Annotated in this window: 16 protein-coding genes; 3 read left to right on the top strand and 13 right to left on the bottom strand. The window is 53.2% G+C overall.

Translation table 11 applies throughout. The features are described 5' to 3' along the window. Position 1 precedes the first annotated feature (1 nt). The 4 genes from MHH82_RS28630 to MHH82_RS28645 form a co-directional block, all read right to left on the bottom strand. On the bottom strand, positions 2–2,044 hold the full coding sequence (locus MHH82_RS28630) for a beta-galactosidase (RefSeq protein ID WP_340968981.1): 2,043 nt from the start codon (positions 2,042–2,044) through the stop codon (positions 2–4). Positions 2,045–2,159: 115 nt separating this feature from the next. After that, positions 2,160–3,446 (bottom strand): ABC transporter substrate-binding protein, encoded by a 1,287-nt coding sequence (locus tag MHH82_RS28635; protein ID WP_015737523.1) that lies wholly within the window; start codon positions 3,444–3,446, stop codon positions 2,160–2,162. Between the two features lie 71 nt (positions 3,447–3,517). After that, positions 3,518–4,357 carry a carbohydrate ABC transporter permease gene (locus MHH82_RS28640; RefSeq protein ID WP_015737524.1) on the bottom strand — a complete coding sequence of 280 codons (840 nt, stop codon included), beginning with the start codon at positions 4,355–4,357 and terminating at the stop codon, positions 3,518–3,520. Then, entirely contained in the window at positions 4,357–5,238 is an 882-nt protein-coding gene (locus tag MHH82_RS28645) for a carbohydrate ABC transporter permease (protein WP_009594044.1), read from the bottom strand. Before MHH82_RS28645 ends, MHH82_RS28640 begins: the two co-directional genes overlap by 1 nt. A gap of 124 nt (positions 5,239–5,362) precedes the next feature. On the opposite strand from MHH82_RS28645, the gene MHH82_RS28650 reads away from it, so the two are divergent. After that, positions 5,363–7,207, top strand: a complete 1,845-nt coding sequence (locus MHH82_RS28650) for a cache domain-containing sensor histidine kinase (RefSeq protein ID WP_340968985.1) — start codon at positions 5,363–5,365, stop codon at positions 7,205–7,207. Beyond that, a complete protein-coding gene (locus tag MHH82_RS28655; RefSeq protein ID WP_340968986.1) occupies positions 7,185–8,822 on the top strand; it encodes a response regulator transcription factor in 1,638 nt (545 codons plus the stop codon). Before MHH82_RS28650 ends, MHH82_RS28655 begins: the two co-directional genes overlap by 23 nt. A gap of 128 nt (positions 8,823–8,950) precedes the next feature. On the opposite strand, the gene MHH82_RS28660 is transcribed toward MHH82_RS28655, so the two are convergent. The 8 genes from MHH82_RS28660 to yicI form a co-directional block, all read right to left on the bottom strand. Continuing rightward, positions 8,951–10,984, bottom strand: a complete 2,034-nt coding sequence (locus MHH82_RS28660; protein WP_340968987.1) for a beta-galactosidase — start codon at positions 10,982–10,984, stop codon at positions 8,951–8,953. 78 nt (positions 10,985–11,062) lie between these two features. Next, positions 11,063–13,462 carry a glycoside hydrolase family 95 protein gene (locus MHH82_RS28665; RefSeq protein WP_445661999.1) on the bottom strand — a complete coding sequence of 800 codons (2,400 nt, stop codon included), beginning with the start codon at positions 13,460–13,462 and terminating at the stop codon, positions 11,063–11,065. A gap of 171 nt (positions 13,463–13,633) precedes the next feature. Beyond that, on the bottom strand, positions 13,634–15,346 hold the full coding sequence (locus MHH82_RS28670; RefSeq protein WP_340968989.1) for an ABC transporter substrate-binding protein: 1,713 nt from the start codon (positions 15,344–15,346) through the stop codon (positions 13,634–13,636). Positions 15,347–15,423: 77 nt separating this feature from the next. Then, positions 15,424–16,332, bottom strand: coding sequence for a carbohydrate ABC transporter permease (locus tag MHH82_RS28675; RefSeq protein ID WP_009592812.1), 909 nt, complete (start codon positions 16,330–16,332; stop codon positions 15,424–15,426). Positions 16,333–16,347: 15 nt separating this feature from the next. Next, entirely contained in the window at positions 16,348–17,310 is a 963-nt protein-coding gene (locus MHH82_RS28680) for an ABC transporter permease (protein WP_009592813.1), read from the bottom strand. Between the two features lie 581 nt (positions 17,311–17,891). Continuing rightward, positions 17,892–19,448 carry a response regulator transcription factor gene (locus MHH82_RS28685; RefSeq protein ID WP_340968991.1) on the bottom strand — a complete coding sequence of 519 codons (1,557 nt, stop codon included), beginning with the start codon at positions 19,446–19,448 and terminating at the stop codon, positions 17,892–17,894. Continuing rightward, positions 19,423–21,231 (bottom strand): cache domain-containing sensor histidine kinase, encoded by a 1,809-nt coding sequence (locus tag MHH82_RS28690; protein WP_145041009.1) that lies wholly within the window; start codon positions 21,229–21,231, stop codon positions 19,423–19,425. Before MHH82_RS28690 ends, MHH82_RS28685 begins: the two co-directional genes overlap by 26 nt. 211 nt (positions 21,232–21,442) lie before the next feature. Beyond that, on the bottom strand, positions 21,443–23,770 hold the full coding sequence (gene yicI, locus MHH82_RS28695; protein ID WP_340968995.1) for an alpha-xylosidase: 2,328 nt from the start codon (positions 23,768–23,770) through the stop codon (positions 21,443–21,445). A gap of 173 nt (positions 23,771–23,943) precedes the next feature. On the opposite strand from yicI, the gene MHH82_RS28700 reads away from it, so the two are divergent. After that, positions 23,944–24,822 (top strand): helix-turn-helix transcriptional regulator, encoded by an 879-nt coding sequence (locus MHH82_RS28700; protein ID WP_340968997.1) that lies wholly within the window; start codon positions 23,944–23,946, stop codon positions 24,820–24,822. Here MHH82_RS28700 and MHH82_RS28705 read toward each other — a convergent pair. After that, positions 24,817–26,220 carry a glycosyl hydrolase family 18 protein gene (locus MHH82_RS28705; RefSeq protein ID WP_015737535.1) on the bottom strand — a complete coding sequence of 468 codons (1,404 nt, stop codon included), beginning with the start codon at positions 26,218–26,220 and terminating at the stop codon, positions 24,817–24,819. The two genes, MHH82_RS28700 and MHH82_RS28705, sit on opposite strands and share 6 nt — an antisense overlap. Positions 26,221–26,505 lie beyond the last annotated feature (285 nt).

Genomic DNA, 26,505 nt, shown 5'->3' on the forward strand with positions numbered 1-26,505 from the left:
TTTAAGACCGGGCGGCGGCAGCCCGTTCCAGAATCATGACGTCCCTTCCCGGAATCGTGACATGGCCCGTAACCTGCCGGCTGCCCAGGAGATCGAATGAATTGGCAGAACCTGCATCAAACGTCATCTCTTCGGCATTGTGGTTCAATATGAACAGATAGGAGTTTCCGTCCTTCACCCGTTCCACCACCTCTACCCCTTGTGGCGTATCCAGCAGCGGCTTCACGCCTTGTTCTTCGCACAGATTGGCAAGAAACCCTTGCAGGAACTGCGCATCCGGACTGCTGGCCACATAATAGGCCTGCCCTTCGCCAAACGCATTCTTCGTTAAAACAGGCGTGCCTTTGTAGAAGTCGGATCCGTACTCAGCCAGAACCTCCGCCGTCTCCGCATGGATGACATCGCACAAAATTCCACATGGATAACTTCCACGCAGCGATCCCCAATCCTGCTTCATGTCGATCTGATTTTGCATTCCGGGCAGCAGGGCATCGATTTCCTCAGCCCATATGCCGGTCACGTTGCGCAGCTCGCCCGGATGACCTCCGAGCGTCACCAGATCGTTCTCATTGACGATGCCGCTGAAGAAGGTGGTCACAAAGGTACCGCCCTGCGATACGAACTGCTCCACGCGCTGGGCAACGCCCGGCTTCACCATGTACATCACGGGGGCAATCACGATATCATACTTGCTTAGATCCTCTTCGACGCTGATGATATCGGTCTGGATATTCTGCTGATACAGCGCGTCATAATATTTATGAACCTCATCCACGTAGTTCAGGGCTTTGGAAGGCCCGCTGGACAGCTCCAGCGCCCAGCGGTTCTCCCAGTCGTACATGATCGCCACCTTGGCGTCCGAACGGGAGTCGAGCAGCTTGTCTCCGAGCTGCTGCAGCTCTTGCCCCAGCTCCGCGCACTCCCGGAAGACCCGGGTATGCTCATGTCCGACATGCTCGATCAATGCGCCGTGGAATTTCTCGCACGCCCCCACGGAGCGGCGGAGCTGGAAGAACATGACCGTATCCGCGCCGTGCGCTACGGCCTGATAACTCCACAGCCGCATGACGCCGGGACGCTTCGCGGAGTTATAGGGCGACCAGTTCTGAACGCTCGGGGTCTGCTCCATCAGCATGAACGGCTGTCCGCTTCTCAGCCCGCGCATCAGGTTATGCGACATCGCCGTAAAGCTCACCGGCGTATCGATCGCGGGATAGTTGTCCCAGGACACCACATCCATATGCTTCGCCCACTCGAAGTAATCAAGCTCCGGATAAAAGCCCATCAGATTGGTGGTGACCGGAATATCCGGCGTGACCTTCTTCAGCTCATCTCTTTCCAGCCGGTAACATTGCAGCAGGCTGTCGGACTGGAAACGGCGGTAATCCAGCGATATTCCCTGGAAGAACGACCGGTTTCCGCCGAATTCCTCGCTGAGCGCATTCGGTACCACGATCTCGTCCCACTCGTAGAAGGTATGGCCCCAAAACCCGGTATTCCATGCGGCGTTCAGCTTATCTAGCGACCCGTAACGCTCTTTCAGCCAGACGCGGAACTGACGCTCGCAGTTGTCGCAATAACAATACCCGCCATACTCATTGGAGACGTGCCAGATGACCAGCGCCGGGTGATCCTTGTACCGTTCAGCCAGCTTGCGCGCCATCAGCACGGAGTATTTGCGATAGGTCGGGCTGTTCGGACATGAATTATGGCGGCCGCCGAATTTGCGTTTGCGTCCATCGTAATCGACGCGCAGGATGTCCGGGTATTTCTTGGCCATCCAAGCAGGGTGCGCCCCCGTGCTGGTTGCCAAACAGACGTGAACCTGCTCCTCCGCCAGGCGTTCCATAATTTCATCAAGCCACGCGAAATCATAGCTTTCCTCATCGCGCTGCGTTTTGGCCCAGGAGAATACATTGAGGGTCGCCACGTCGACGCCCGCCAGCTCGAACATCCGCAGGTCCTCTTCCATCGTTGCCTTGTCCCATTGCTCGGGGTTGTAATCCCCGCCATACCATATCTTAGGAAAACGTTGATTAATCATAGAATTGCCTCCTTCGTAGACTCTGCTATAGAAAAGAGGTACCACCCCCTATCTTGTCGGACAAGGGATCATACCTCTTATGAACGGTCTGCTAACTTAAATTTTGCATGGCTCCTTACTTGCTCAAGCTATCCCAGGATGTCTGCATATCTTCAAGCATTTTGTTCGTATCGGATTTGCCGGCGAAGAATGCCTGCATCGCGCCGGAGAATTCCTGTGCCGCGCCGTCCGGGAACTTCGCGGATTGTCTTGGCAGCACTTTGCCTGCCTGCACGTACTCCCATACGGCCGAACCCAAATCGCCCATATCCTCAGGCGTTGCTTCGATGGTCTTCAAGGCCGGGATGAATTTGAATTTTTTCACGATGTACTCTTTGCCGATATCGGATGTGACAAACCAGTTCAGGAAGATCTTCGCTTCTTCCTTCGACGCGGAATCTTTGTTAATGACCAGGTTCGCAGGTACGCCGACGTTCAGCTTGTCGTTTTGCTCCGCATTGTCGCCAAGCGGCATCGGCAGGTAGCCGAGATTCAGATCCGGATTGATGGCATCGATCTCGGTTTGAGCCCAGTTCCCGTTCTGCATCATGGCCGCTTTACCTGTAGCCAGCAGGGAAATGGCCGTATTGTAGTCGGTGGTCAGCGGGTTCTTGTTGCCGTGGTCCAATGTCAGCTGCATCAGCTTGGTCCACTCTTCGAACTTCCCATTGCCCACGAATTTTTGCGTGCCGTCGTTCAAGCCCTGGATAAACGCATTCGGGTCATCCTGCTGGGCGAATGCCGGGTTAATGCCCTGGTTGCCGATCAACCACCATTCCTGGTAAGCGTTCGCAAAAGGAGTTATGCCTGCGGCTTCCAGCTTCTTCGCGGCATCTGCCAGCTGAGTATATGTTTTTGGAAGCTCGGTAATGCCGGCCTGCTCAAACAAATCCTTATTGTAGATGTAACCCCATCCTTCAAGGTTCATCGGCATGCCGTATACTTTACCGTCTTTGGTCATCGGCTCTTTCGCCATGTCGACCAGATCGTTCACCCAAGGCTGATCGGACAGATCCTCGAGACGGTCGATCCACATCTCCATCTCGGCGTCGCCGCCATTGGAGAAAATATCCGGCGCATCGTTGGATGCGAATTTGGTTTTCAATGCAGCACCATAGTCAGCGCCGCCGCCTACCGTTTGAATATCCAGCTTGATGTTCGGGTATTCCTTCTCGAATTCGACTTTAAGCTCATTCAAGCCGTCCACGATCTCGGTTTTGAATTGAAAAATCTTGACCGTTTTGACTTCGCCGGAAGCTCCATTCGAGCTTCCGCCCTGGCCTTCTTCCGACTTGCCGCCGCAAGCTGCAAGCAGCAGCGAGAAAGCCAGCAGCATCACGAGTGATAATTTCATTTTGTTCATCTTTACTACCCCCTGATAATGATTATATATAAAGATGGAAAAACCGGTTATGGGCGAGGCGCCCGCTGCCCTTACCCCTTAACGGAGCCGGCAGCGACGCCCTCAACGATGTACTTCTGCAGTGACAGGAAGAAGATGATGATCGGCGTAATGCCCAGCACGAGCGCCGGCAGCGCCATATCCCACTGCTTCGAATACTGCCCGAAGAACGCAAAGGTCGCAAGCGGAATCGTCCGCAGTTCCGGACTTTGCAGGATCAAGGATGGCAGCAGATAGTCGTTCCAGACCCACAGGCAGTTCAGGATGATGACCGTTACCATCATAGGTTTCAGCATCGGCATAACGATGCGGGCAAATACCCTGAACGGAGAAGCGCCGTCAACCGTGGCGGCCTCTTCGATCTCCAGCGGAATGCCTTTCACGAAACCGTGGAACAGGAAGACCGACAGCGGGATGCCGAGTCCGAGATAACTGAGAATCAGACCCACGATGCTGTTGTTGACGCCTAGAAAGTTAATGACCTGCAGCAATGGAATCATAATGGATTGGAACGGAATGACCATGGCCGATACGAACAGCATGAACACGATTCGATTGAATCTCGTATTGGACCGGACCATCCGGTAAGCTGCCATCGCGCTCAGCAGGGCTATGATCAGATTGCTGATGACCGTAATGATGATGGAGTTCGTGAATGCTTCCGGAAAGCGGGTCATTTCCCAAGCCTTGCTGTAGTTGTCAAAGTGAAAGGCCGTTGGCCAGTTGGCCGCGTCGACCATAATATCGCCCAGCGATTTGACCGAGTTTACCAGCAGGAAGTAGAACGGTGCCAAGAAGATCAAGGCAACAATGACCATCACAATCTGCAATACGATCGTGGAGGCCGACATGGGAGGTTTCTTCGATCTCATTAAGCTTCAACCTCCTTCTGCTTCGTTAAACGGACTTGAATGAGCGTAATGACGGCGACGACCAGGAAGAAGATCAAGGACTTGGCCGTCCCGAGACCGTACCGGTTGTTCAGGAACGCCTCGTTGTACACGTTCATTGCCAGCGATTCTGTGGAACGGTAAGGTCCGCCCTTAGTCAGCGATAGGTTCAGGTCGAACATTTTGAAGGACCAGGAAATCGCCAGGAACAAACATACCGTAACCGCCGGCATAATAAGCGGAACGATGATGCTCTTGAGCACTTGGAACCGGTTGGCCCCATCAATCTCGGCAGCTTCCATGACTTCCTTGGACACGTTCGTAATGGAGGCGATGTAGATGACCATCAGATAGCCTGACGACTGCCATACGAACACCATGATGATGCCCCAGAAGCCGGTTACTTCGTCTCCCAGCCACGGAAGATTAAAAAACGGAATTCCCGTCGCTTCGCCAACGGTTGCAAAGCCTTTTATGAAGATAAACTGCCAGATGAAGCCGAGCAGCAATCCGCCGATCACGTTCGGCATGAAGAATATCGTCCGCAGCCAGTTGCGCGCCCGAATATTTTTCGTTAAGAAGTAGGCCAGGAAGAATCCGACCAAATTCGTGAGAAGCACCCCGACGATCGTAAATTTGGTGGTGAACCAGAAGGATTGGGCGAATGCGCTGTCATTTGTGAAAATCTGTTTGAAATTGTCCAGCCCGACCCATTCGACGTTCCCGGAAACGCCATTCCAGTCGGTAAACGAGTAATACATCCCCATCACAAATGGGATAATGATCGTAATACCGAAAAACAGCAGCGCGGGTCCGATATAAACCAACTGCTGAGTCAAAGCAGCCGTTCTCTTGCTGTTCATGTTAATCCCCCTCCGCTTGTCCTATCGTTTCTCTATCCATTTCTCTATGATTTAATTATGCTAAGATGAAGACCTTGGGACTACCATAGGATGTGAACTAATTGGTATAGAAAATTGATCGGCGGTGAAAATATTGAACTGGAACTGGAACAGCATCCGCACCAAACTGATTACCTTCATGATCATGGCGACCATCATTCCGACCACCATTTCCATGATCATCAGTTATGTCATGACAACCAACTCGCTCAAGGAACGGGCCGTTGTTGAGAATATGAATCTTCTCTATCAGGGACGGTTAAATTTGGAGAGTTATTTGGAAGAGATGAACCGTAGTTCCCTTACGGTCTACTCGGATCCGGATTTTTTCCGCAGCCTCTATTACAGTCATGAGAACATCAACGCCAGCGGCAGGCAATCCGCCACGCTGCAATCCATTCAAAAAGCCATCAGCGGCTCCAGGCAGGTCTATCTTTACGTCGACGGCAAACGGGAAGCCACGTTATTCGCGCAGGATATCGCCAGAAAAACAAGCGAGGTCAACCTCTATCCCGAGATTCCCGATCTTCGTAACGATACGGTGGTCCTTCAGCCGCCGCATCCCCTTCATACGTACGGGTTTCAGTTAGCTTATCCCTATGAAGCCGATCAACAAGTATTCACGATGTACCGGGTCATTGAACGGGTCCCTTCAACCGAACGATTGGGCATTCTCGCCATCGATTTGGACATGGATTTCCTGAGCCGGATCAGCGGCCAGCTGTTCCAGCCTGATCATGAACAGCTGTACATTACCAATGAAGACGGGTATATCATGTATTCCGGCAATGACGAAATGCTGGGACAACAAGTCCAAGCGGACTGGTACGCCAGCATCAAGCAATCCGGCAAGAAGGAAGGCCATTTCGAGTATAACAACAAAATCTATTTATATAACAATATCAAGACGTCGGTCAGTGACTGGACGATGATCAAGGAGATTCCTTCCTCCTATATTTTAAGCAGCGCGGACAAAGCAGCCTTCGTCAATATTTTGCTGATCGGCGTGTCCCTTATTCTCATCATCGCCGCAACGATCTGGATTTCGGTATATATCACAGCGCCGATCCGCGAATTGGTTGGCCTCATGAGCCAGGTCAAAAGCGGACGAATGACCGTGGATATCTCCTCCAATCGTAAAGACGAAATCGGAGCCCTCCATCGCAGGTTCGGCAGCATGATGGATACGATCAACAACCTCATCCTGCAGGAATACAAGCTGAAGCTGGCGAACCGGACTAACCAGCTCCGGGCGCTGCAGGCGCAGGTGAATCCGCATTTCATGAACAATGCGCTGCAGACCATCGGCACCCTTGCGCTGGAGCATGGCATGAAGAGGATATACTCCCTGATCTCCGCTCTGGCCCGGATGATGAGATACAGCATGTACAATACCGACAAGCCGGTCACGCTGGCCACGGAGCTTGATCATATCAAGGATTACGTGGAACTTCAGAAGGAACGATTTGAGAATCAGTTCGACTTCCGTTACGATGTGGATGAGTCGACTCTGCAGGTGTTGATTCCGAAGATGCTGGTTCAGCCGCTGATCGAGAACTTTTTCAAGCATGGCATGAACCCCTTGGAGCAAGACAATTTCATTGCGCTCACAAGCCGGCGCCTATCGGCCTCGATCGTGCAGATCACGGTCGAAGATAACGGAAACGGGATGCAGGAGGAGCCGTTCCAAGCCCTTCAGGAGCACTTGCTTCGGATGGAAGAGTTGGATCTGGAACAGCTTCAGGTTCTGTCCGAGCTGGAGACGGAAGACAGCAGCGGAATCGGACTCATCAACATCATGACGAGGCTGAGGCTGTACTATCGTGGAAAATCCAAATTCAACATCGAAAACAACCAGCCGCACGGCTTTCGTGTAGTGCTGACTATAAATGTGGAAGGTGAAACGGATGAAGGCATTGATCGTGGATGACGAGTCTCGCGTGCGCAAAGCCATCCGCCTGCTGGTCCAGTGGGAAGCGCACGGGATTACCGATATAGAGGAAGCGGCCAACGGGCTGGAGGCGATGGAGCTGATCCCGGCGTTTCGGCCCCATCTTGTGCTGATGGACATGCTGATGCCCCTCAAAAACGGTGTGGATCTCATGGAATGGATTCACAAGCATTACCCGGACATCAAATTCATCGTCATCAGCGGGCATGACGATTTCGAATTCGTGCGCAACACCATCTGGTACAGCGGCACGGATTATATCCTGAAACCCATCGAGGAGGACGTCATCAACCAAGCGGTCGCCAAGGCGACCGCGGCCTGGAAGGCGGAGGAACAAGAACGCCTTGCGGCGCGGCAGCAGCATGTTCAGGTGAACGAGTACCGGCCAGTCTATTCGGAGAAGCTGTTATCCAGCCTTATCGATGACAGGAGCGCCCATTCCCAGGTGGTTAACCGCCTCAGGGATGAAGGCATCGTGCCGGCGCAGACCAACGCAATACGCCTGGCCGTCATGCAAATCGACAAGTCGGATCATGCGCTGTACAGCCGCTTCGGCCATCATCAGGATCTGCTGATGTTCGCCCTGTTGAATATTTGCAATGAATTTCTGCAAAAGGACCGGATCGGGATTGCTTTCCGTCCATTCGGATCGCCGCATCAACTGGTTATCTTATTGTGGGAACAGCTCGCCACGGTCCCTACGCTGCTTCAAGAGATCAATAGCGGGATGTTTCGGACGCTGTCGCGCCAGATGCATTTTGGCATAAGTCCGGCAGGTCAATATCCGGTAGACGTTCCCGAGCTCTATGCCCAATGCTCGAATGCCCTGCGTTCGCGTGATTTAACGGTCCTGAACCATTTCATCCACGATGCCGAGCAGCTGCGACGATCCGGAATGGATCATCATCGGGGCGTCCAGTTCAGCGGGTTCGAGGATACCTGGAAGCTCGCTGTGCTTAGCGGTCAGCCTGCTCCCATTGGCGAGGCCGTCGATTCGTTCCTTGCCGCCATCCGAAAAAGCGGCGTTCTCACGCCCGAGCTTCTGGAGCGATGGGACCGCGAAATTGATCGGTTCGCCCATCACGTCATTCATGAAACCGCGAACCCGTCGTCTGAGGCTTTGTTGAAATTGTACAAAGAGGAAAGCGCCACCATCGAGCGGCCAAGCCCGGACAAATATGTATGCTCCCTCGCGGAATGGCAGCAGTATTGGGATCAATTAATGAGCCTGCTGGCCTCGGCGCTGCAGTCCCAGAAGCAGACGGGGCAGGACCTGATCCACGACATCACGGCATTTATCGAGCAAAACTATCAGAACGACGTATCACTGTACGATATTGCAAACCGGTTTCACGTAAGCCGGGAGTACATCTCCCGCAAATTCAAGCAGAAGCACGGGATTAATATCCCCGAGCATCTGAACCGGATCCGCATCTCGAAGGCCAAAATCCTGCTGCAAAATCCGGGGCTGAAAATGGCCGCGATTTCCGAAATGGTCGGCTTTAAGAACGAGAAATATTTCAGTCTTGTTTTTAAGAAACAAGAGGGCATTTCGCCCAAGGAATTCCGAAAGCTTCACGAGAAGGAAGCCTAGAATGGGCAGCGGTCGATAAGCTTCAGATTAAAAATAAAGCAGAGAAGTTCGGGAGTCCCCGCCTTCTCTGCTTTTTGTTGAGAGCGCTTCAAGCTGTCCACTCTTCTTGGAAAGCCCTTATGTTACCTCTATCCTAACCGCTTCTCTAATATCAACACGCCTCGTGCCGGCACTTCGCAGGTATCCCGAAGCTCCTCCCCTGTCAGCAGGTCAACATAGGTTTCCCCATTCAAGGACACGGATTTGCGCTCGGGCATGTGATTAAGCACGAAGGTAAACTCCGCGTCCTCCTTCACCCGCTTTGTCACCTCAACGCCTTCGGGAGCGTTCAGGACAGGCTCAATGCCATGGTCGCTGCATATCGTTTGCATCAAATCTCGCAGGAATTTAGGCTCGGGGCTTGTGGCCACATACCAGGCCTTCCCTTGTCCGAAAGCGTTCACGGTCAACGATGGCATGCCTTGATAGTAGTCCGAGCCGTATTCGGCAACGACCTCTGCTCCCTCGGCATGAATCACGTCGCACAGAATGCCGCAGTCGTAGGTGCCTTCCAGCTGGCCCTTCCGTCCCCGCATTACCATCTGATTCTGCTGGCCCGGAAGCAGCGCATCAATCTCCTCGGCCCAAATTCCCATGACCTTGCGCAGCTCGCCCGGGTAACCGCCCAGCGTCACCAGATCATTCTCGTTCACGATGCCGCTGAAGAAGGTCGTCACAAAGGTACCGCCTTTCGATACAAAGGCCTCCACGCGTTCTGCAAATCCCAGTTTTGCCATATACATCACCGGCGCGATGACAACGTCATACTTCCGGAAGTCCTCTTCCACGCTGATCATATCGGTCTGAATATGCAGCTGGTGCAGGGCATCGTAATATTTATGGACCTCGTTCACGTAATTGAGGGCGACGGTCGGACCGCTCGACAGGTCAATGCCCCACCGGTTCTCCCAATCGTAGATGATCGCGACTTTGGCATCGGAACGGGCATCCAGGATCCGGTCCCCCAGCTGCTGCAGCTCCTTGCCCAGCTCGGCGCACTCGCGGAATACGCGGGTATGTTCATGTCCGACATGCTCGATGACCGCGCCATGGTACTTCTCGCAGGCCCCGATCGAACGGCGCAGTTGGAAGAACATCACCGTATCCGCGCCGTGGGCAACCGCTTGGTAGCTCCACAATCGCATTACCCCAGGGCGCTTGGCCGAGTTATACGGCTGCCAGTTCTGAACGCTCGGCGTCTGCTCCATCAGCATAAAGGGCTGACCGCCCTTAAGCCCCCGCATCAGGGCATGCGCCATGGCGGTATAGCTGTACGGGGTATCCAGCGACGGATAGTTGTCCCAGGATACGATATCCATCTCCTTGGCCCATTTGAAATAGTCCAGCTCCGGATAAAAACCCATTAGATTCGTGGTCACCGGTATATCCGGCGTGATCCGCTTCAATTCATCCCGCTCCAGCTTGTAGCAGTCCAGCAGGCTGTCGGACTGGAAACGGCGGTAATCCAGAGATATGCCTTGGAAATTCGTCCGGTTGCCGGACCACTCCTCGCTTAAAGCGTTAGGAACGACGATGTCCTCCCAGTCATAGAAGGTGTGGCCCCAGAAACGGGTATTCCATGCCTTGTTTACGGCATCCAGCGTGCCATATCGCTGCTCGAGCCAAGTTCGGAATGCCGCGGCGCAATTGTCGCAGTAGCAGTACCCGCCATATTCGTTCGATACGTGCCAGATCAGGACGGCCGGATGATCCTTATAGCGTTCCGCCAGCTTGCCTGCCATGATTTTGGCGTATTTTCGGTAGGTGGGGCTGTTCGGACAGGAGTTATGGCGTCCGCCGAATTTGCGTTTGCGGCCCTCGTAGTCGACGCGCAGCACATCCGGGTATTTGCGCGCCATCCAGGCCGGATGGGCTCCCGTGCTCGTTGCCAAACAGATATACACCCCGTTCCGGTACAGCCGGTCAATCGTCTCGTCGAGCCAAGCAAAATCGTACGTATCCTCATTCGGCTGACTCAAAGCCCAGGAGAATACATTTATGGTGGCTACATCGATGCCCGCCAGCTTAAACATGCGGTCATCTTCCTTCCACGCTTCCGCATCCCACTGCTCGGGATTATAATCCCCGCCGTACCACATTTTCGGCAGCTTTTCGTTAATCATCAGCATTCAGCTCCTTTAGCCTTCATCATTTCGTATCCGGTTATCGTTCATCCAGCCCTGCTCGAGATTAGCCCTTATTCACAATGCCTCAATACCAGCCAATGCAATCTGGTAGGTCATGCCACTCACCGTCTCAAAAGAAAGCCGATCTCCCGTGGTCACAACGCTTCCGTCTTCCCTTCGAACGGCGAGAGGTTCGGAATATTGAATTCTGCAGATCCGGCCATGCGTAGAGGTTATGCTTGCGGACGCAAGAATGCCGTCCTTCCATTCCATGTCCACGATAAATCCTCCGCGGGCCTTCAATCCCCGCACGGAGCCTTCTGCCCACGCTTTCGGCAGCGCCGGCAGCAGCTGAATGGCATCCAAATGGCTCTGGAGCAGCATTTCCACAAGTCCGGCGCTGCCTCCAAAATTCGCATCGATCTGGAACGGAGGATGGTCCCCGAGCAGATTGGGATGCATGGAGCGGGAAATCAGGGTCCGGACATAATCATAAGCCTTCTCCGGCTGCTGCAGTCGGGCAAACAGGTTAATGAGCCAAACACAGCTCCAGCCCGTATGCCCCCCTCCGTGATCGATGCGCGACATAAGCGTACGATAAGCGGCTTCCGCAAGCTGCGGCGTATCTTGGAGGGTAATATCAGAGCCGGGGTACAATCCGTACAGATGGGATACGTGCCGATGTCCGGGCTCCGCTTCCGGATACGGCTCGCTCCATTCCATGAGCCTGCCCTCGTCATCGATGGCGTAAGGCAGCAGGCGCGCGACCGCCGCTTTCCATTCCTCCCGCAGTTCATCATCTTGCTCCAACAGCTGCGAAGCTTCGATGCAGTTATGGAATAAATCGCGAATGATGGCCATATCCATGGTCGAGCCTGCCGACACGCTGCAAGGCAGCCCTTCCGCGGTAAGAAACTGATTCTCCGGCGATGTCGACGGGCTGGTCACCAGATGCCCTTCCCCGTCTTCAATCAGCCAATCCAGGCAAAACAAAGCGGCTCCACGCATCAGCGGATACGCCGTTTCCCGCAAGTATTCAAGATCCGGTTGGAATTGGTAACGCTCCCATAGATGGCGGCACAGCCAAGCACCGCCCATTGGCCAGAAGGCCCACATGGCTCTGCCATCGCTCGGACTGGCCATTCGCCATAAATCCACGTTATGATGGGCGACCCATCCACGGGCGTCATAGTGAATCTTCGCGGTCCGGGCACCGCTTACGCTAAGCTCCCGGATCATTTGGATGAGCGGCTCGTGACACTCGCTCAGACGCGTCGTTTCCGCCGGCCAATAATTCATCTCGGTATTGATATTCGTTGTGTAATCGCTGTTCCATGGCGGCTGGACATGGGGATTCCATATACCCTGCAGATGGGCGGGCTGTGTACCCGGCCGGGAGCTGGCAATGAGCAAATATCTTCCGAATTGAAACATCAGCGCTTCGAGCGCAGCATCATCCCGTCCTTCCCGGTACGCTTCCATCCGTTCGTCGGTGGCTAAAGCTGCTATGGAACGCTCATTCTCTGGACGGCCAAGCTGAAGCTCCACGCGTCTGAACAAGGCTTGATGGTCCTGGACATGCCGTGAGCGCAATTGTTCAAAACCATGCCGCATAGCGTCCTGAAGTCTCTCCCTGCATATGCCGGACGGATCGGTACCGCCAGAACCCGGAAAACGATCGAAGCCTTCAAAATTCGTAGCAGCCGCAATCAGCAGCGTAACCGAGCCTGCCGCGGAAATGCGCATGCCGCTGTCATCGACCGTCACCTGGCCGCTGTCCGTCAAGGCCAGCAGCCTCATTTCGTACCGAATGCCCAGCCCATCCTCATAAAGCACCGACCCAGGATGATCGCCCCTGTAATTATCAGCAATATGAGTCGGAGCATGCCCATGCAACACCAGCGTCCCGTCTTCCTCTGTACGTGTGCGATGCTGAAGCGGTGAACGTAACCCGATCTCCAATTGGATGGATCCGCTCCCCGAGCATTCATAACGGATAACCCCGACCTGGTCAACCGCACTGATGAACATATCCCTGCTGAAAATATGATCGGAGCCGCCACCTTGAAAACGAGTGGAAGCAATCCCCGTATCCAGGTTCAGTTCGCGCCTGTATTCCGAGCATGAATCCCCTATTCCCGACTGTCGGATCAACAGATCTCCCAGCGGCAAAAAGGACTCCGTATTTCTGCCAACCATCCTGCCCTCGATCAACTGTTCGGCTTCAGCATACTTGCCGGACGCAATCAGTTCCCTCGCCTTTGCCAGATACCGGAGAGCCTCGTAATTATTCGTGTCCCGGGGAAAGCCGGACCAGAGCGTATCTTCGTTCCATTGCATGCATTCTTCCTGCACGCCTCCGAACACCATGGCGCCAAGGCGGCCGTTTCCAAGCGGAAGCGTTTCTTCCCACTTGGCCGCAGGCTTCCGGTACCACAGGGTTGTGTTCCTATGCTCTGCTGAATACAGCGTAATCCCCCCCTTATGTCCAATGATTTATAAAGGTCTTCTCGAAGAGCACCTGAAATCCTTCATCTATGGTTGTATTTCTTCTAATAAATCGAGGTCTGCGATTATAACAGCAGCCTGCCTTGAATAGCGGCAAAAGAGGCCGCATATTGCCGGCCCCTTCGATTCGCCTCTACCTTAATTATTCCAGAGTTCCACGCGTTCGCGTACCAATTGGGTGTATTCCTGCTCCATTTTCTCGGCGCCGGCATCATTCAGTTCTTTGATGAACTGGTCATACAGTGCATCGAATTTCGCCGGATCGGCAAGAATGACTTCCGGAATCCGCTTCCGGGTAATCTCTTCCACCTTTTTGTACGTGATATTGATATTGGAGTCGCTCGGTACCGGAATGTTGTAAGCGACGCCCCACGGCTTCACATCAAATTCCTCTTGTTTCGGCCACAGGTCTTTCCACATTTCCGCGCCGTACGCTTTCAGCGTTTCCTTCGCGGCCGGCGTATAATTCTCGATGATCGTCTCCGGGAAGTTCGTCGTGTAATAGTTATCCGTCGAATCCTTCACGCCGTCGCCGTAACGAGGGAACATCGCATTGTACAAGCCGATTCCTGTTTCCTTCGTGAAGTTGGCGTTGTCATAGGTTTTACGCTCTTGGACGTCTTCAGGAATAACTCGCTTGCCGTCCACCACGTTGTAATGCTCGCCTTCAATACCCCAATTCATCAAAACTTGCCCTTCTTCGGAAGCCAGATAATCCAGGAACTTGATGATTCGAACCGGATCCTTGGCGGATGTCGTAATGCCTACGCCCCATCCGGCGACGTAACCCGTGTCTTGGAACGTTGCATCCTTCGTGGACTCATCCAGCTGGATCGGGAATCTCGCATAGGTGCGGTTTTCCTTGCCGGCAGTTCTCAGTGCGTTCGTTGCATTGCCGAAGCCCCACTCCTGATCAATGACGCCAAGGACGCGGCCGGAGGAAATTTTCGCTTCGTATTGGTCCGTCTTCTGCACGAACGTTTCTTTATCCAACAAGCCCTCGGCGTTCATATGATTCAGCCAGCGGAAGTATTCCTTCTCTTCCGGCCGCTTGTAATGAAGCTTCGCCTCGGTTGTTTCCGGGTCGATATAGTACTCGCCGTCATCCGATACGCCTGTCGCGATAAACGCCGGGTTCGTTACCGAGATCATGATTCTCCATCCGTCCGCATTCAACGTCAGCGGAATCGTCGGCTGGCCGTCAATGGTCGGGTGTTTCTCGGCATAGTCTTTCAGCGCTTTCTCATAATCCTTCACCGTTTTCAGCTCAGGGTATCCGAGTTCTTTCAGCACCTCATGCTGGATCTGGAACGTGCCGCCGGCATCGAGTGCCTGATGATCCACTGCCGCAAGCGTCGGAAGGACATAGATGGCCTCATCCTCGTTGCTCCATTTCAGGCGACTCATATATTCTCCGTACACCTTCTTGATGTTTGGCGCATGCTCTTCGATCAGATCCGTCAGATCGATAAACGCCCCGGAATCCACGAACAGATTGGCGTCCCCCTTGGCAAATACCAAGTCAGGGTACTCCCCGCTCGCCACCATCAGCGGAAGCTTCTGATTAGAGCCGTCCACCGCATATTCGGCTTGGATCGTAATGCCGGTCTTCTCGGTCAGCTTCTTCCCGACCGCATCCTGCATATTGGCCCAGTTCGCATTGGAATCCGCGCTGTAATACGTCATGGTCATCGGCTCGAGCTTCTCTTCCTGCTGCGTATCGCTTCCGCCGCTGCCCTCATCGCCGCCGTTTGCGCTATTGTTGCTGTCGCCGTTGCCGCACGCCGCCAGAACGAATGTAGCCATCATCATGATCGCGAGCAGGAGCGACAATCTCTTCTTATGTTTCATTGCTATACCCCCTAAATCGATTTTTGATCATTTATCGTATAACAGGACGTTGTGCCTGCTGATACCGTTACATGCGCCTAGCTTTTTACCGCTCCAAGCGTCATACCTTTCACAAAATACCGCTGCAGGAACGGATACACGAGCAATATTGGAACCGTTACCACGATCGTGATTGCCATTTTGATCGACTCCGGCGACACCTGCTTCACGATCTCGGCCATATTCTGCCCGGTCATCATGCCGCTGGTTTGCCCTTGGGTGCTCTGCAGCACTTTCATCAGCTCGAATTGGAGCGTGGTGAGATGGGGTGCGTTGCCGTTGTAAAGATACGTATCGAGCCAAGAGTTCCACTGCCCGACAGCCAGGAACAGGGCGATGGTAGCCAACACGGGCTTACAGAGCGGAAGAATAATTTTGTAATAGATCGTAAAATCGTTGGCCCCGTCAAGCTTTGCCGATTCCTGCAGCGAGTACGGCAGGCTGTCGATGAAAGACCGGATGACGAATACGTTAAACGCGCTCACCATGCCCGGAATGATGTAGACCAGAAACGAATTCATCATGTTCAGGTCGCGGATCAGGATGAACACCGGAATCATTCCGCCGGAGAAATACATCGTCAGCGCAAGAAAGGTCGACATGAACTTTCTTCCCTGAAAATCTACCCTGCTGAGGACGTAGCCCAGCATCGTGCCGCTTAGCAAGCCCAGAAAGGTCCCTGCAAGCGTACGGAGAATCGTGTTTTTGGCCCCGGTGACCAAGCCGTCGTATTTAAAAATCTGCACGTAGTTATCCAGCGTGAACTCCCTCGGCCAGATGTAGATTCCCCCGCGCACCGTATCAACGGAATCGTTCAGCGATATCGCCAGAACGTTCAGGAACGGGTAGAGTGTGACAATCATGACCAGTGCCATGATGGTAAAATTCGCGATATCAAACACCCGATCGGAGAGCGAGGGCTTGAATGCTGCTTTGGTTCGTGCCATGCTGTTTCCCTCCCCTTACATAATCGATTGCTTCGTGAATTTTTTGAACACGCCGTTGGCTAGCAGCAGCAGGATGATGCTTACGACCGAGTTGAACATTCCGATGGCCGTACCGAATGAAAAACGTCCCATGCCAAGTCCATAATTCAGCGCATACAGGTCAAGCACCTCGGAATAATCCACCACCAGCGGATTACCCAGCAGGAACTGCTTCTCGAAACCGATGCTGATCAAATGACCGATGGACATGATCAGCAGGATAGCAATCGTAGGGGCGATGCTCGGCAGCGTAATGTGCCATATTTGGCGAATCCGGCTCGCGCCGTCAACCTTGGCTGCTTCGAACTGCTCCTGATCAATCCCTGTAATCGCTGCCAAATAAATGATCGCGCTCCAGCCCATTTCCTTCCATATATCGGAGCCCGTTACGATGTACCAGAACAGGTTCCCCTGAGCCATGAACTGTATCGGCTGATCAATGAGCCCCAGCCACATCAGCAGCTGATTGACAGCGCCTCCATCCGTGGACAGCATTTTGGTCACGATACCGGCGACTACGACCCAGGACACAAAATGCGGCAGATAAGATATCGTCTGTACGGTCCTCTTGAATACGCTTCCACGAAGCTCATTCAACAAGACTGCGAATAGGATCGGAATCGTGAATCCAACGATCAATCCCATGAAACTCATGGCGAGTGTATTTCGCAACACCAGATAAAACTTATCGTCCGCGAAAAGTGCTGCGAAATGGTCCAGGCCCACCCATTTTTGCTCGAATATCCCTTTGCCCGGCTTGTAATTCTGGAATGCCATCAGCCAGCCCCACACCGGCAAATAACTGAAGATGAATACAATGACGATGAATGGAAGCGACATTCCGTACAGTACTTTCTGCTCTTTGAAAGTGGTCCAAAAGCCTTTCTTTTTCTTTGCGGCAGGTTGGATGCTGCTTTCCGTCTTTGTTACCGCTTTCAAACCAACCCCTCCTCTCTTGTATATCCTGATGATAAACCAAGCTGGGACGGTGAAGTACCCGAAGGATTGGCTTAAAAATCATATAAAAATTAGACATTATACGGGGGAAGCAGAACGCTGAAAAAACCTTTAGCCCGCTCCGTGTCCGGATCGTATCTCCGATCGCTGTTAAATCCGGGAAACTTCGGGTCATAGTATAAGGTTGTTTCCCGGCTTTAAAGGCGAGCTGGCACTTCTCCGATACGATTCCGGCCCCTCCGCTCTTTGCTTCGCAGCATTTGGATTCCCCGCTAATGCCTTGGGGAAGGAAAGGGGAAAACAAAAAGACGCGTACCTTAGTCGCGTCTTATAGGGTAGCGATATGAAAGTACTTATGTTTGGTCTGGTTGTAGGTGAGTGATGAGGCGTGCAAATATTAACCATATAGAATACGGCATCAGACGGCGCGGAGCTTGAAGCCTATTTGCTGTGTGCCGGCTCACTGCAGTTACTCATGCGATACTCTGTCACAATGGGCTGTATAACCTCGGCCACATCCGATCTCTGCCGCGTTGTCGAATCAGCGTTACGGCACAGTTAAATTAAAGGTCCAGCTCCTTGCGGAAATTGGACGGAGACGTGCCGACGTATTTTTTGAATTTGCTATGAAAATAATCGACGTTCGTATAACCGACCTTCTCCGCGACCTGATACACCTTCATGCCCTGCTTCAAAAAATCTTTGGCTTTGTCGATCCGGACCTTATCGAGATACGTATTGAAATATTCCCCGGTCGTATTTTTGAACATTTTTCCGAGGTAAGCGCTGTTGTAATTAAATATCGAAGCCAGCGTTTCGAGCTTAATGTTCTCGTTGTAATTGCGCTGAATCAGGTCCATGATCCGCTTCATCTCCTGATCCCGTCCGCCATTGCCCGCTTGCCAGATCAGCTCCTCCAGGAATTGGGACGAATGGCGGCACAGATCATAGGCCGTTCGCTGTCGGAATATTGCCGCAATCCGATCCGAGTATTCCTTCGTGCGGGACTGCAGCTCCGTATGATGCTGCATCAGTTTGTTGTGCACCCCGGTCAGGAGCTCCACGAAGGCGCGTTTCATCCTCTCCTCCGTGTATTCTTCCTTCACCATGGCTGAGGCTGCCGTATATAGCAGCTTCTGCTGCACCTCCACGTTGCCCACATCCACCGCATAATAGAGCTGTTCCATCAGCTGCTCCGGATCATAGGGCTGCCGTTCTTCATCCGTGTTGCCGCCGGCAAACCGCTCGGATTCAGGAAACAGCATCTCCCCGGGAGCATAGAAGAACCGTTCGCGAATCCGTTCTTTGGCACAACGGTACGAATCCGCTACATCCTCCAGACGGTGGACCTGACGTCCCAAAGAGGCCGTTATCGCCGTGCCGGCCCGGCTTGCGGCTTCCTCTACCAACTGCAGCAATTCCTTACGTCCACCTGCCGTCAAGACAGGCGTGGGCATTAGGATACCGAGCTGTCCATGCAAGGAAAACACCGCGCCGCGGCCGTTCTCTTCAAAAGCTTCGATCAGCTGGTTTTTCAACCGGTCGTCGGTTTCCTCACCGGATTCATCGCTGCCGTTATGATGAACAAGCAGCACTTGGTAATGGTTCCATAACAGTCCCGACCGCTCGGCCATATGCCGCAAAGCGGCTGAATCGGGCTTGCTCTCCGGGTTGAACCACGTCTGAATGAACTGCTCGCGGCTCATTTCGGAGGCTGCCCTGTTCAGTGCCTTCCTCTCCTGCTCCTGCTCGATGGCTTCTTTAATCTGAAGCAAATACTTGCTCAGCTCGTCCTCATCCACCGGCTTTAAAAGGTATCCGTCCACACGGTGGGAAATCGCCCGCTTGGCATAATCAAAATCGGCATATCCGCTCAGGATGAGCAGATGAATCTCGGCATCCAGGTCTCGGATGGCTTCGATCAGCTGCAATCCGTCCATTCCCGGCATCCGGATATCAATCAGCATCAAATCCGGGTCGTACTTCCCGTGCTTCTCCAGCGCTTCGTTCCCGTTCGCTGCGGTATCAACAACCTGATACCCAAGCTCGGTCCATGGCACAATGCTCTTCAGCCCTTCGCGCAGTTTGGGTTCGTCATCCACGATCAACACTTTCATCATCGCTCTCTCCTCCTGTCGGAATACTGAATTCAATACGCGTTCCTATGCCCGGTTCGCTATAAATGATCAGACCCGCTTCAGGGCCGTACGTGAGCTGCAGACGGACATGTACGTTACGGAGCCCGATCCGTCCGCCGTCCTTCTCGTCGGTATCGTTCAAATAGCCGTAGATCATCTGCAATTTGTCCAGGGATATGCCTGCACCATTGTCCTCGGTCATGACGTGCAGCTTCCCTTCGCTGGCCGTGACCCTGACCTTTATGGAGGTTCCCTCTTCCTTGTGATCCATCCCGTGTATGACCGCATTCTCCACAAGCGGCTGGATGATCAAGGGCGGGATTCTTACCCGGTTCGCTTCAGGGTCCACCTGAAGTTCATATTTCAGGCGGTCCTCATAGCGGAACTTCTGAATGTCGAGATAGCACTGTACCATCTCGATTTCGTCCTTGATTGTGGTTTTTCCGCTGCCCACCTCCAGATTGCTCCGCATCATTTTGCCGAGCAGCCGCACGATCCGGGCAATTTCGGTCTCGCCCTTGAGATGGGCCTCCATGCGAATGGACTCCAGCGCATTAAAGAGAAAATGCGGATTGATCTGGCTGGCCATCATTTTGAACTTGATTTCGTTTTGCTTCTGCTCCATTAACCGCTTCTGTTCGTTGGACTCCTGCACTTCGTTCATCAGGTCGTTAACGTTGCCCACCATGGAGTTGAATTGACGAGACAGCTGGCCGATCTCATCCTTGCCGTCGATCTCCATGGCAACGCCGAGATTACCGGTACCTACCTTCGTAATATGCTTGCTTAGACGCAGCAGCCGGTTCGAGATCAGTGAAGAGAAGCTGTAGATCAGAAGAACGGCCAGCAGCAGGCTGATGATGATGACGGTCATCGCCAGCTTGCTGATCCGGTTGGCATCCGCCACGATGCTATCGATCGAGAATATCGAAATAATGCGCAAGCCGTTCACTCCGGACTCCGTATTCAGCGGTTCGATCAGCACCTTGGAGGCTTCGTCATGGATGACCGACTCGTAGCTGCCGCTCGCGTGGTAAACGGCCCCGCTGGCATCTTCAATCTCGGCTAACGTTTTCCCGTACAGCTCCGGGCGGTTAGCCGCAACAATATTGTTGCTGCTGTCCACGATAATCGTGTCGAACGCTTCCTGGCTCAGGATTGTATTGAGCATGCCGGTGTTGACATTGATCACCAGCACGCCGCGGTTGTCCTTGCTTCCAAGATCAACCCCCTTGATCAAGCTGAGGTACACCTTCTGATCACGCTCATCCTCAATGTAGTCCCAATAGATGACCCCGATATCGTCCTCCGCCCGCCGATACCATTCCGTACTCCTGATTTCATCCTTGGGATAAAGGAACTCCCAATTGTTCAGCATGGTCGCATTGTCGCTGTAGAAGCGGATATTCGATATTTCCTTGTACATCCGTATCGCCTGCTGCAAATCGGGATACTCCCTGTAAGCCACGAACACGTCGTATACGCTTTCATATTGCCGGTTGGCCAGATTCCTCAGACGCTCGTCGTAGGACAAGCGGTACGATAAATCATCCGCCACGTTGATGACTTCGGTTGACCGTTTCTTGACCCGGTCCACGTTCTGATAGGCTTGTTCCAACGCATTGTCGAATGCAAATTTACGGAGCTCTCCCGTAAGGAATATCCCTACGATGGCTACCGGTACAAAGACCACGACCACAAATGACAATATCAATTTATTGCGGATTTTCATGTCATTTATAAGCTGAATGAAATTCGATAACATCGGACCGTCGACGCTCCTGTCCTTTAATCTTCGGCAAGTGAAAGTAAACGGTTACATTCCATCGAAAAAGCCTGCCTCAGGCCTATTATATCAGCACAGCCTCCCTTTCAAGGCCAGCTAAAATATGGAAGAAGCCCGACTCCAGCACAAAGCTGGTCCGGGCTCATCTTCACTATGTTTTTACCCGCTTAACAGCAGGGGGAACCCGAGCTTATCCTTCGAGCGCAACGCTGAAGGCCATTGCTTGTTGACCGGCTTCCACTTGAATTTTTCCTTCCTGCAGGCTCACTCCCGAGCCCTCCACGGAAGAAACGTTTCCTGTGTCATGCAGCTTCACCGAGAATGGCTTGCCGCTGCCTTCCACCGTAAAATGGATCCGGCTGCCTGCACGCACAGCCCGTACAACCAGCTCGCTCTCTCCGTTCATGTTGCGAACGATGGCGGAAGCTTCGCTGCCGTCTTCCAATGCATACAAGCCAAGCTCTACTCCGTCTGCATAGTCATATTCCGGAAGGGCGTCGCTCGCACCCAAGGCGAGGAACGAGTTGCCGCGTACGAACAACGGCAGTCCGAGGAAACCGTACGTTTCCTTGCGCCAGGTTCCGCCATCCACCGTTTCTCCGGTTAACAGATGCGTCCAGCGGCCCTTCGGCAGATAATACTTCACGTCGCCTTTCTCGCTGAATACCGGTGCTACGAGCAGGGAATCGCCCAGCATGTACTGACGATCCAGCATTTCGACTGCAGGATCCTCCGGGAATTCCAAGAACATGGCGCGCATGCTCGGCACGCCTTGCTCCGATGCCTGTACCGCGGTATGGAACAGATACGGCATCAGACGGCTCTTCAGCTTCGTGAAGAAGCGCGTAACGTCTACGGCCTCTTCGTCGTAAGACCATGGCACCCGGTAAGAGCTGCTGCCATGGAGACGGCTGTGGCTGGACAGCAAGCCGAATGCCAGCCAGCGCTTGAACACATGCGCCGGAGCCGTATTTTCGAAGCCGCCGATGTCATGGCTCCAGAAGCCGAAGCCCCCGAGACCGAGGGACAAGCCGCCGCGCAGGCTCTCCGCCATCGATTCATAATCCGCATAACAATCGCCGCCCCAGTGAACAGGGAACTGCTGTCCGCCAACGGTTGCGGAGCGTGCGAATACCGCCGCCTGATTCTTGCCGAATTTCTCGACCAGCACGTCAAAGACAACTTTGTTGTACAGCTGGGTGTAATAGTTGTGCATTTTATGAGGATCGGAGCCGTCAAAATACACAACGTCCGTCGGAATGCGCTCGCCGAAGTCCGTTTTGAAGCTGTCCACGCCCATATCAGCCAGCTCGCGCAGGTACCCTGCATACCATTCGCAAGCATCCGGATTGGTGAAGTCCACCAGCGCCATGCCCGGCTGCCACAAATTCCACTGCCAAACATCGCCATTGGCTTTCTTCACGAGATAGCCCTTCTCACGGCCTTCCTCGAAGAGGCGCGAACGCTGCGCGATATACGGATTGATCCATACGCAGATTTTCAAGCCTTTTTCTTTCAGTCGCTTCAGCATGCCTTCAGGATCCGGGAATACCTCTTCATCCCATTGGAAGTCCGTCCAGTTGAGGCCCTTCATCCAGAAACAGTCGAAATGGAACACTTGCAGCGGAATGTCGCGCTCCAGCATACCGTCCACGAAGGAGTTTACGGTCGCTTCGTCATATTGCGTCGTAAATGAGGTCGATAACCACAATCCGAAGGTCCAAGCCGGCGGCAGCGCCGGTTTGCCTGTCAGGCTTGTATATTTGTCCAGAACGCCTTTCGGGTCGGGCCCGTCAATCACGAAATACTCCAGCGACTCGCCCGGCACGCTGAACTGAACCTTCTTCACTTTCTCTGAAGCTACTTCAAAGGATACGAGGTCCGGCTGGTTGACAAACACGCCGTAGCCTTTGTTGGTCACGTAGAACGGAATATTTTTATAGGCTTGCTCGGAGCTTGTGCCGCCATCCTGGTTCCAAATATCCACAACCTGGCCGTTCTTCACAAACGAAGTGAATCGCTCGCCAAGTCCGTAGACCCACTCGCCCACGCCAAGATCGAGCTCTTCGCGCATGTAGGTCTTCCCGCCGTCCTCCACGATATGCGCCATGGATTTGGCTCTGCTGCCGGTGATGCGCTCCTCTCCTCTATAGAAGTGGACCGACCATTCCGGGCCTTTCTTGATCACGACGCTCAGATTGCCGCTCCGAAGAACAGCCTGTTGATCGTTCTCTTCGATGACCGTATGGTCACCCTTCTGTTTGTACAATTCGAATGCAGGTCCACGATCTCTTACGCCCGCATAGTGGACCAGCTTCACGCCGATGACGCCGGGTGCCGGGGAATGAAATTGCACGGTGATCAGCTGCGCATTGATGGTCGCTCCTCTGCCCGGAATCGGTGCCGTGGAAGCATAAGCCGTCAACGTATCTCCTTTTACCGCAAAATCATAGGCCTGAACCGCTCCCGAAACGGAATACCCTTCCCGGATTAGCCAGTTGCCGTCTGTAAATTTCATCGTTACTTCCGCCCTTCTATATTTTTAAAATTGAACTTTCAGATGTAAGCGTTATAATATCATTATACTGATCCGTTTTTACCTATTCTAACAATATCCGATTGTTTTATAGCACAATTTTGATATCAGATAACAGTGTTTCAGGAACACTTCAAATCCCAAGGAGGTGCAGCATGGATCAATCCATCCGCCAGTCGTTAAAAGAAAGCACCGTCCACGGGAATGAGCGTTTCCCCTTCGGTGCCTATTGGTATCAATTTGCCCCCGGCGCCCATGTGGTAGACTCCCATTGGCATAAGGAAGCGGAGATTTTTTACGTGCTGGAAGGCGAGGTGCTGTTTCAGATCGATTCGGAATATATCCCCGTCCGTGCGGGCGAAGCGATATTTATCGATGGGGGAGATCTGCACACCGGCCACGCCCAGGGCAATGGAGGGTGCAGCTTCTGCGCCATGGTGTTCGATGTCGGCATGCTCGCCAGCAGCAGCTATGATCTTGTGCAGGAAGGGATGATCGTTCCCTTCCAGGAGCGGAGAGCCGCTTTTCCAAGACGGATGACAGCCGGGACCGATGGGCGCCTGCTTGAACATATAAAAGAAATGATGCTGCTGTCCAAGCACAAACCGGCTGGATATGAGGCTGCCATTAAGGGGCATCTGTTTCTCATGCTGTTTCAGGCCGCAGCCTCCGGCAGGCTTGCCAACCGCAGCCGGAGCGAAGCGGCGGACATGACGAGAACGGAACGCTTGAAGAAGGTCATTCTCTACATCCAGAGTCATTACCATCGACCTATCCGTTTGAGTGAGCTGGCTGACCTGATCCCGATGAGCGAAGGCCAATTTTGCCGCTTCTTCAAATCCATGACCGGGCAAACGCCCGTCGACTATATGAATTCCTATCGCGTTCGCCAGGCGGCGGAGCTCCTTCGTTCGCCGGACAATAAAATATCCGACATCGCACTCGATGTCGGATTTGGACACATCAGTTATTTTGTTCGGGTATTCCGCAAAATCATGAACTGCACGCCTTCTGAATATCGGAAGAAATTATAATTTCGGCAGGCTTGGTATGACCTGATTGCAGTCCCCTTGGAGCGGCAGGTTCCGGCATACGTATTGGCCGGCGCTGTTCTCGTTCGCCGCGCCTGACGGGGCTGGCTGATGAACCCGCTGTTTCCAGAGCTGCCACAGCATGAATCCGTCGTTCGCTCTTCCCTTATTCTTGATGTAGTTTACCATCGTTTCTACATTATAATATGCCGTCGCGATGTTATTCTGGCCGTTCATCATATCGGCATCGTATACCGTTCCCGGTGCGGCATTCAACTGCAGGACGGCCCCGCCGGATCCCTCCGGCGCAATCTGCATGCCCATATTGATGGGTCCGTTGTATATCGCCTTGTAGGATTCATAACCTTCGCGCGGGTCGTAGTAAATACCGCCGTCGTAGGACATCAGATTGATAAAGTCGATCTTGCTGCCATGATCCTTAACCACGCGGTACATGGTACCGCCAAAAGGAGAACCCCATTGGACCTTGCCTTCCTCAAACGGCGTCCCCTTCACATAATAGGCGCCCGTGGACCAGCCGGCGATGGAAATCTGTAAATTCGCGTTCCTGGCTTGGATTTCATTGTAGAGGCTCGTTATAATGCCTGCGATCTCGCCATCCTTGGTACAGCTGAACTGGGCAGCCGTTCCTTTGTTGCAGTTGCTGCCGCTGGATTCCCAGTCAATGTCGACGCCGGCTGCGCCAAGATCCAGGGCCAAATCGACGATGTTCTTGGCATTGAATCTGGACCACTGCGATCCTTGGCTGTACGACCAGCCTCCTACCGAGAGGAACGCTTTCGTTCCGCGGGCTCTCAGTGCGGCGATGTTGTTGCGCAGATCCTGCGACTGCTGGGCCGTAAATTTACGCTGCCCATTCGGCGTCGTGGCTCCTTCCACGAATTCCAAGCCCGCTACGGCTTGATCAAACGCATACGACCCTTGCGTATACGTGGTGTCCGGCCTTACGAATGCTAGATTGAGATGCGTGATGTAATTGGGAATGTTCGCAGTCGTCAAATCGTAGATACTGGTGTTCCATGAGCTGGCGTAAGCGACATACATCCGATCACCAGTCCCCGGAGGATCTACCGGCGGGTCTACTGGCGGATCCACCGGGGGATCTACCGGTGGTGTCCCTGGATTGCACGCTCCCAGATCCTCCCATACTCCCCACTGTCCCGTCGTTCCGGGCATCTCACCCTGAGTCCACCATTTTGCTTTCCAGGCCTTACCTCCGTGGGATACGATATTGCCCCCGCCATATACGGCAGAACTGCTCCAAGCAGGCTCAGCGCAGGCCTCGGCGGCTTGAACCTGGGACGTAGGAAAGACACTGAACACCAGTACGGCGATAAGTCCGAGAATCCATCCTTTCATCGTTCTGGACAGCCTTGTCATTCATTAAACAACTCCTTCTCCATGGGTATTCGGCTCATTAAAGCGTTTTCAAATCTGGTGAAAGCTCCGTACCTTATACACCTCCTGACGCATTGGGATGAAATCGAATGAAACACTTTAAGTGTAACTTGGTCATTTTTTGTACAACAAGGATAAGATTTACTAATTCAGGGGCAAAATCCTATACCTTGTCACAGCAGCGCATCTTCGCAAAAAAAGCCGACACCCTGCGGATGATCGCATAAGTGGCAGCTTTTGAAATGGAATGCCTGTTAACCCTTACTC

The sequence above is a fragment of the Bacillus sp. FSL K6-6540 genome (assembly GCF_038007545.1).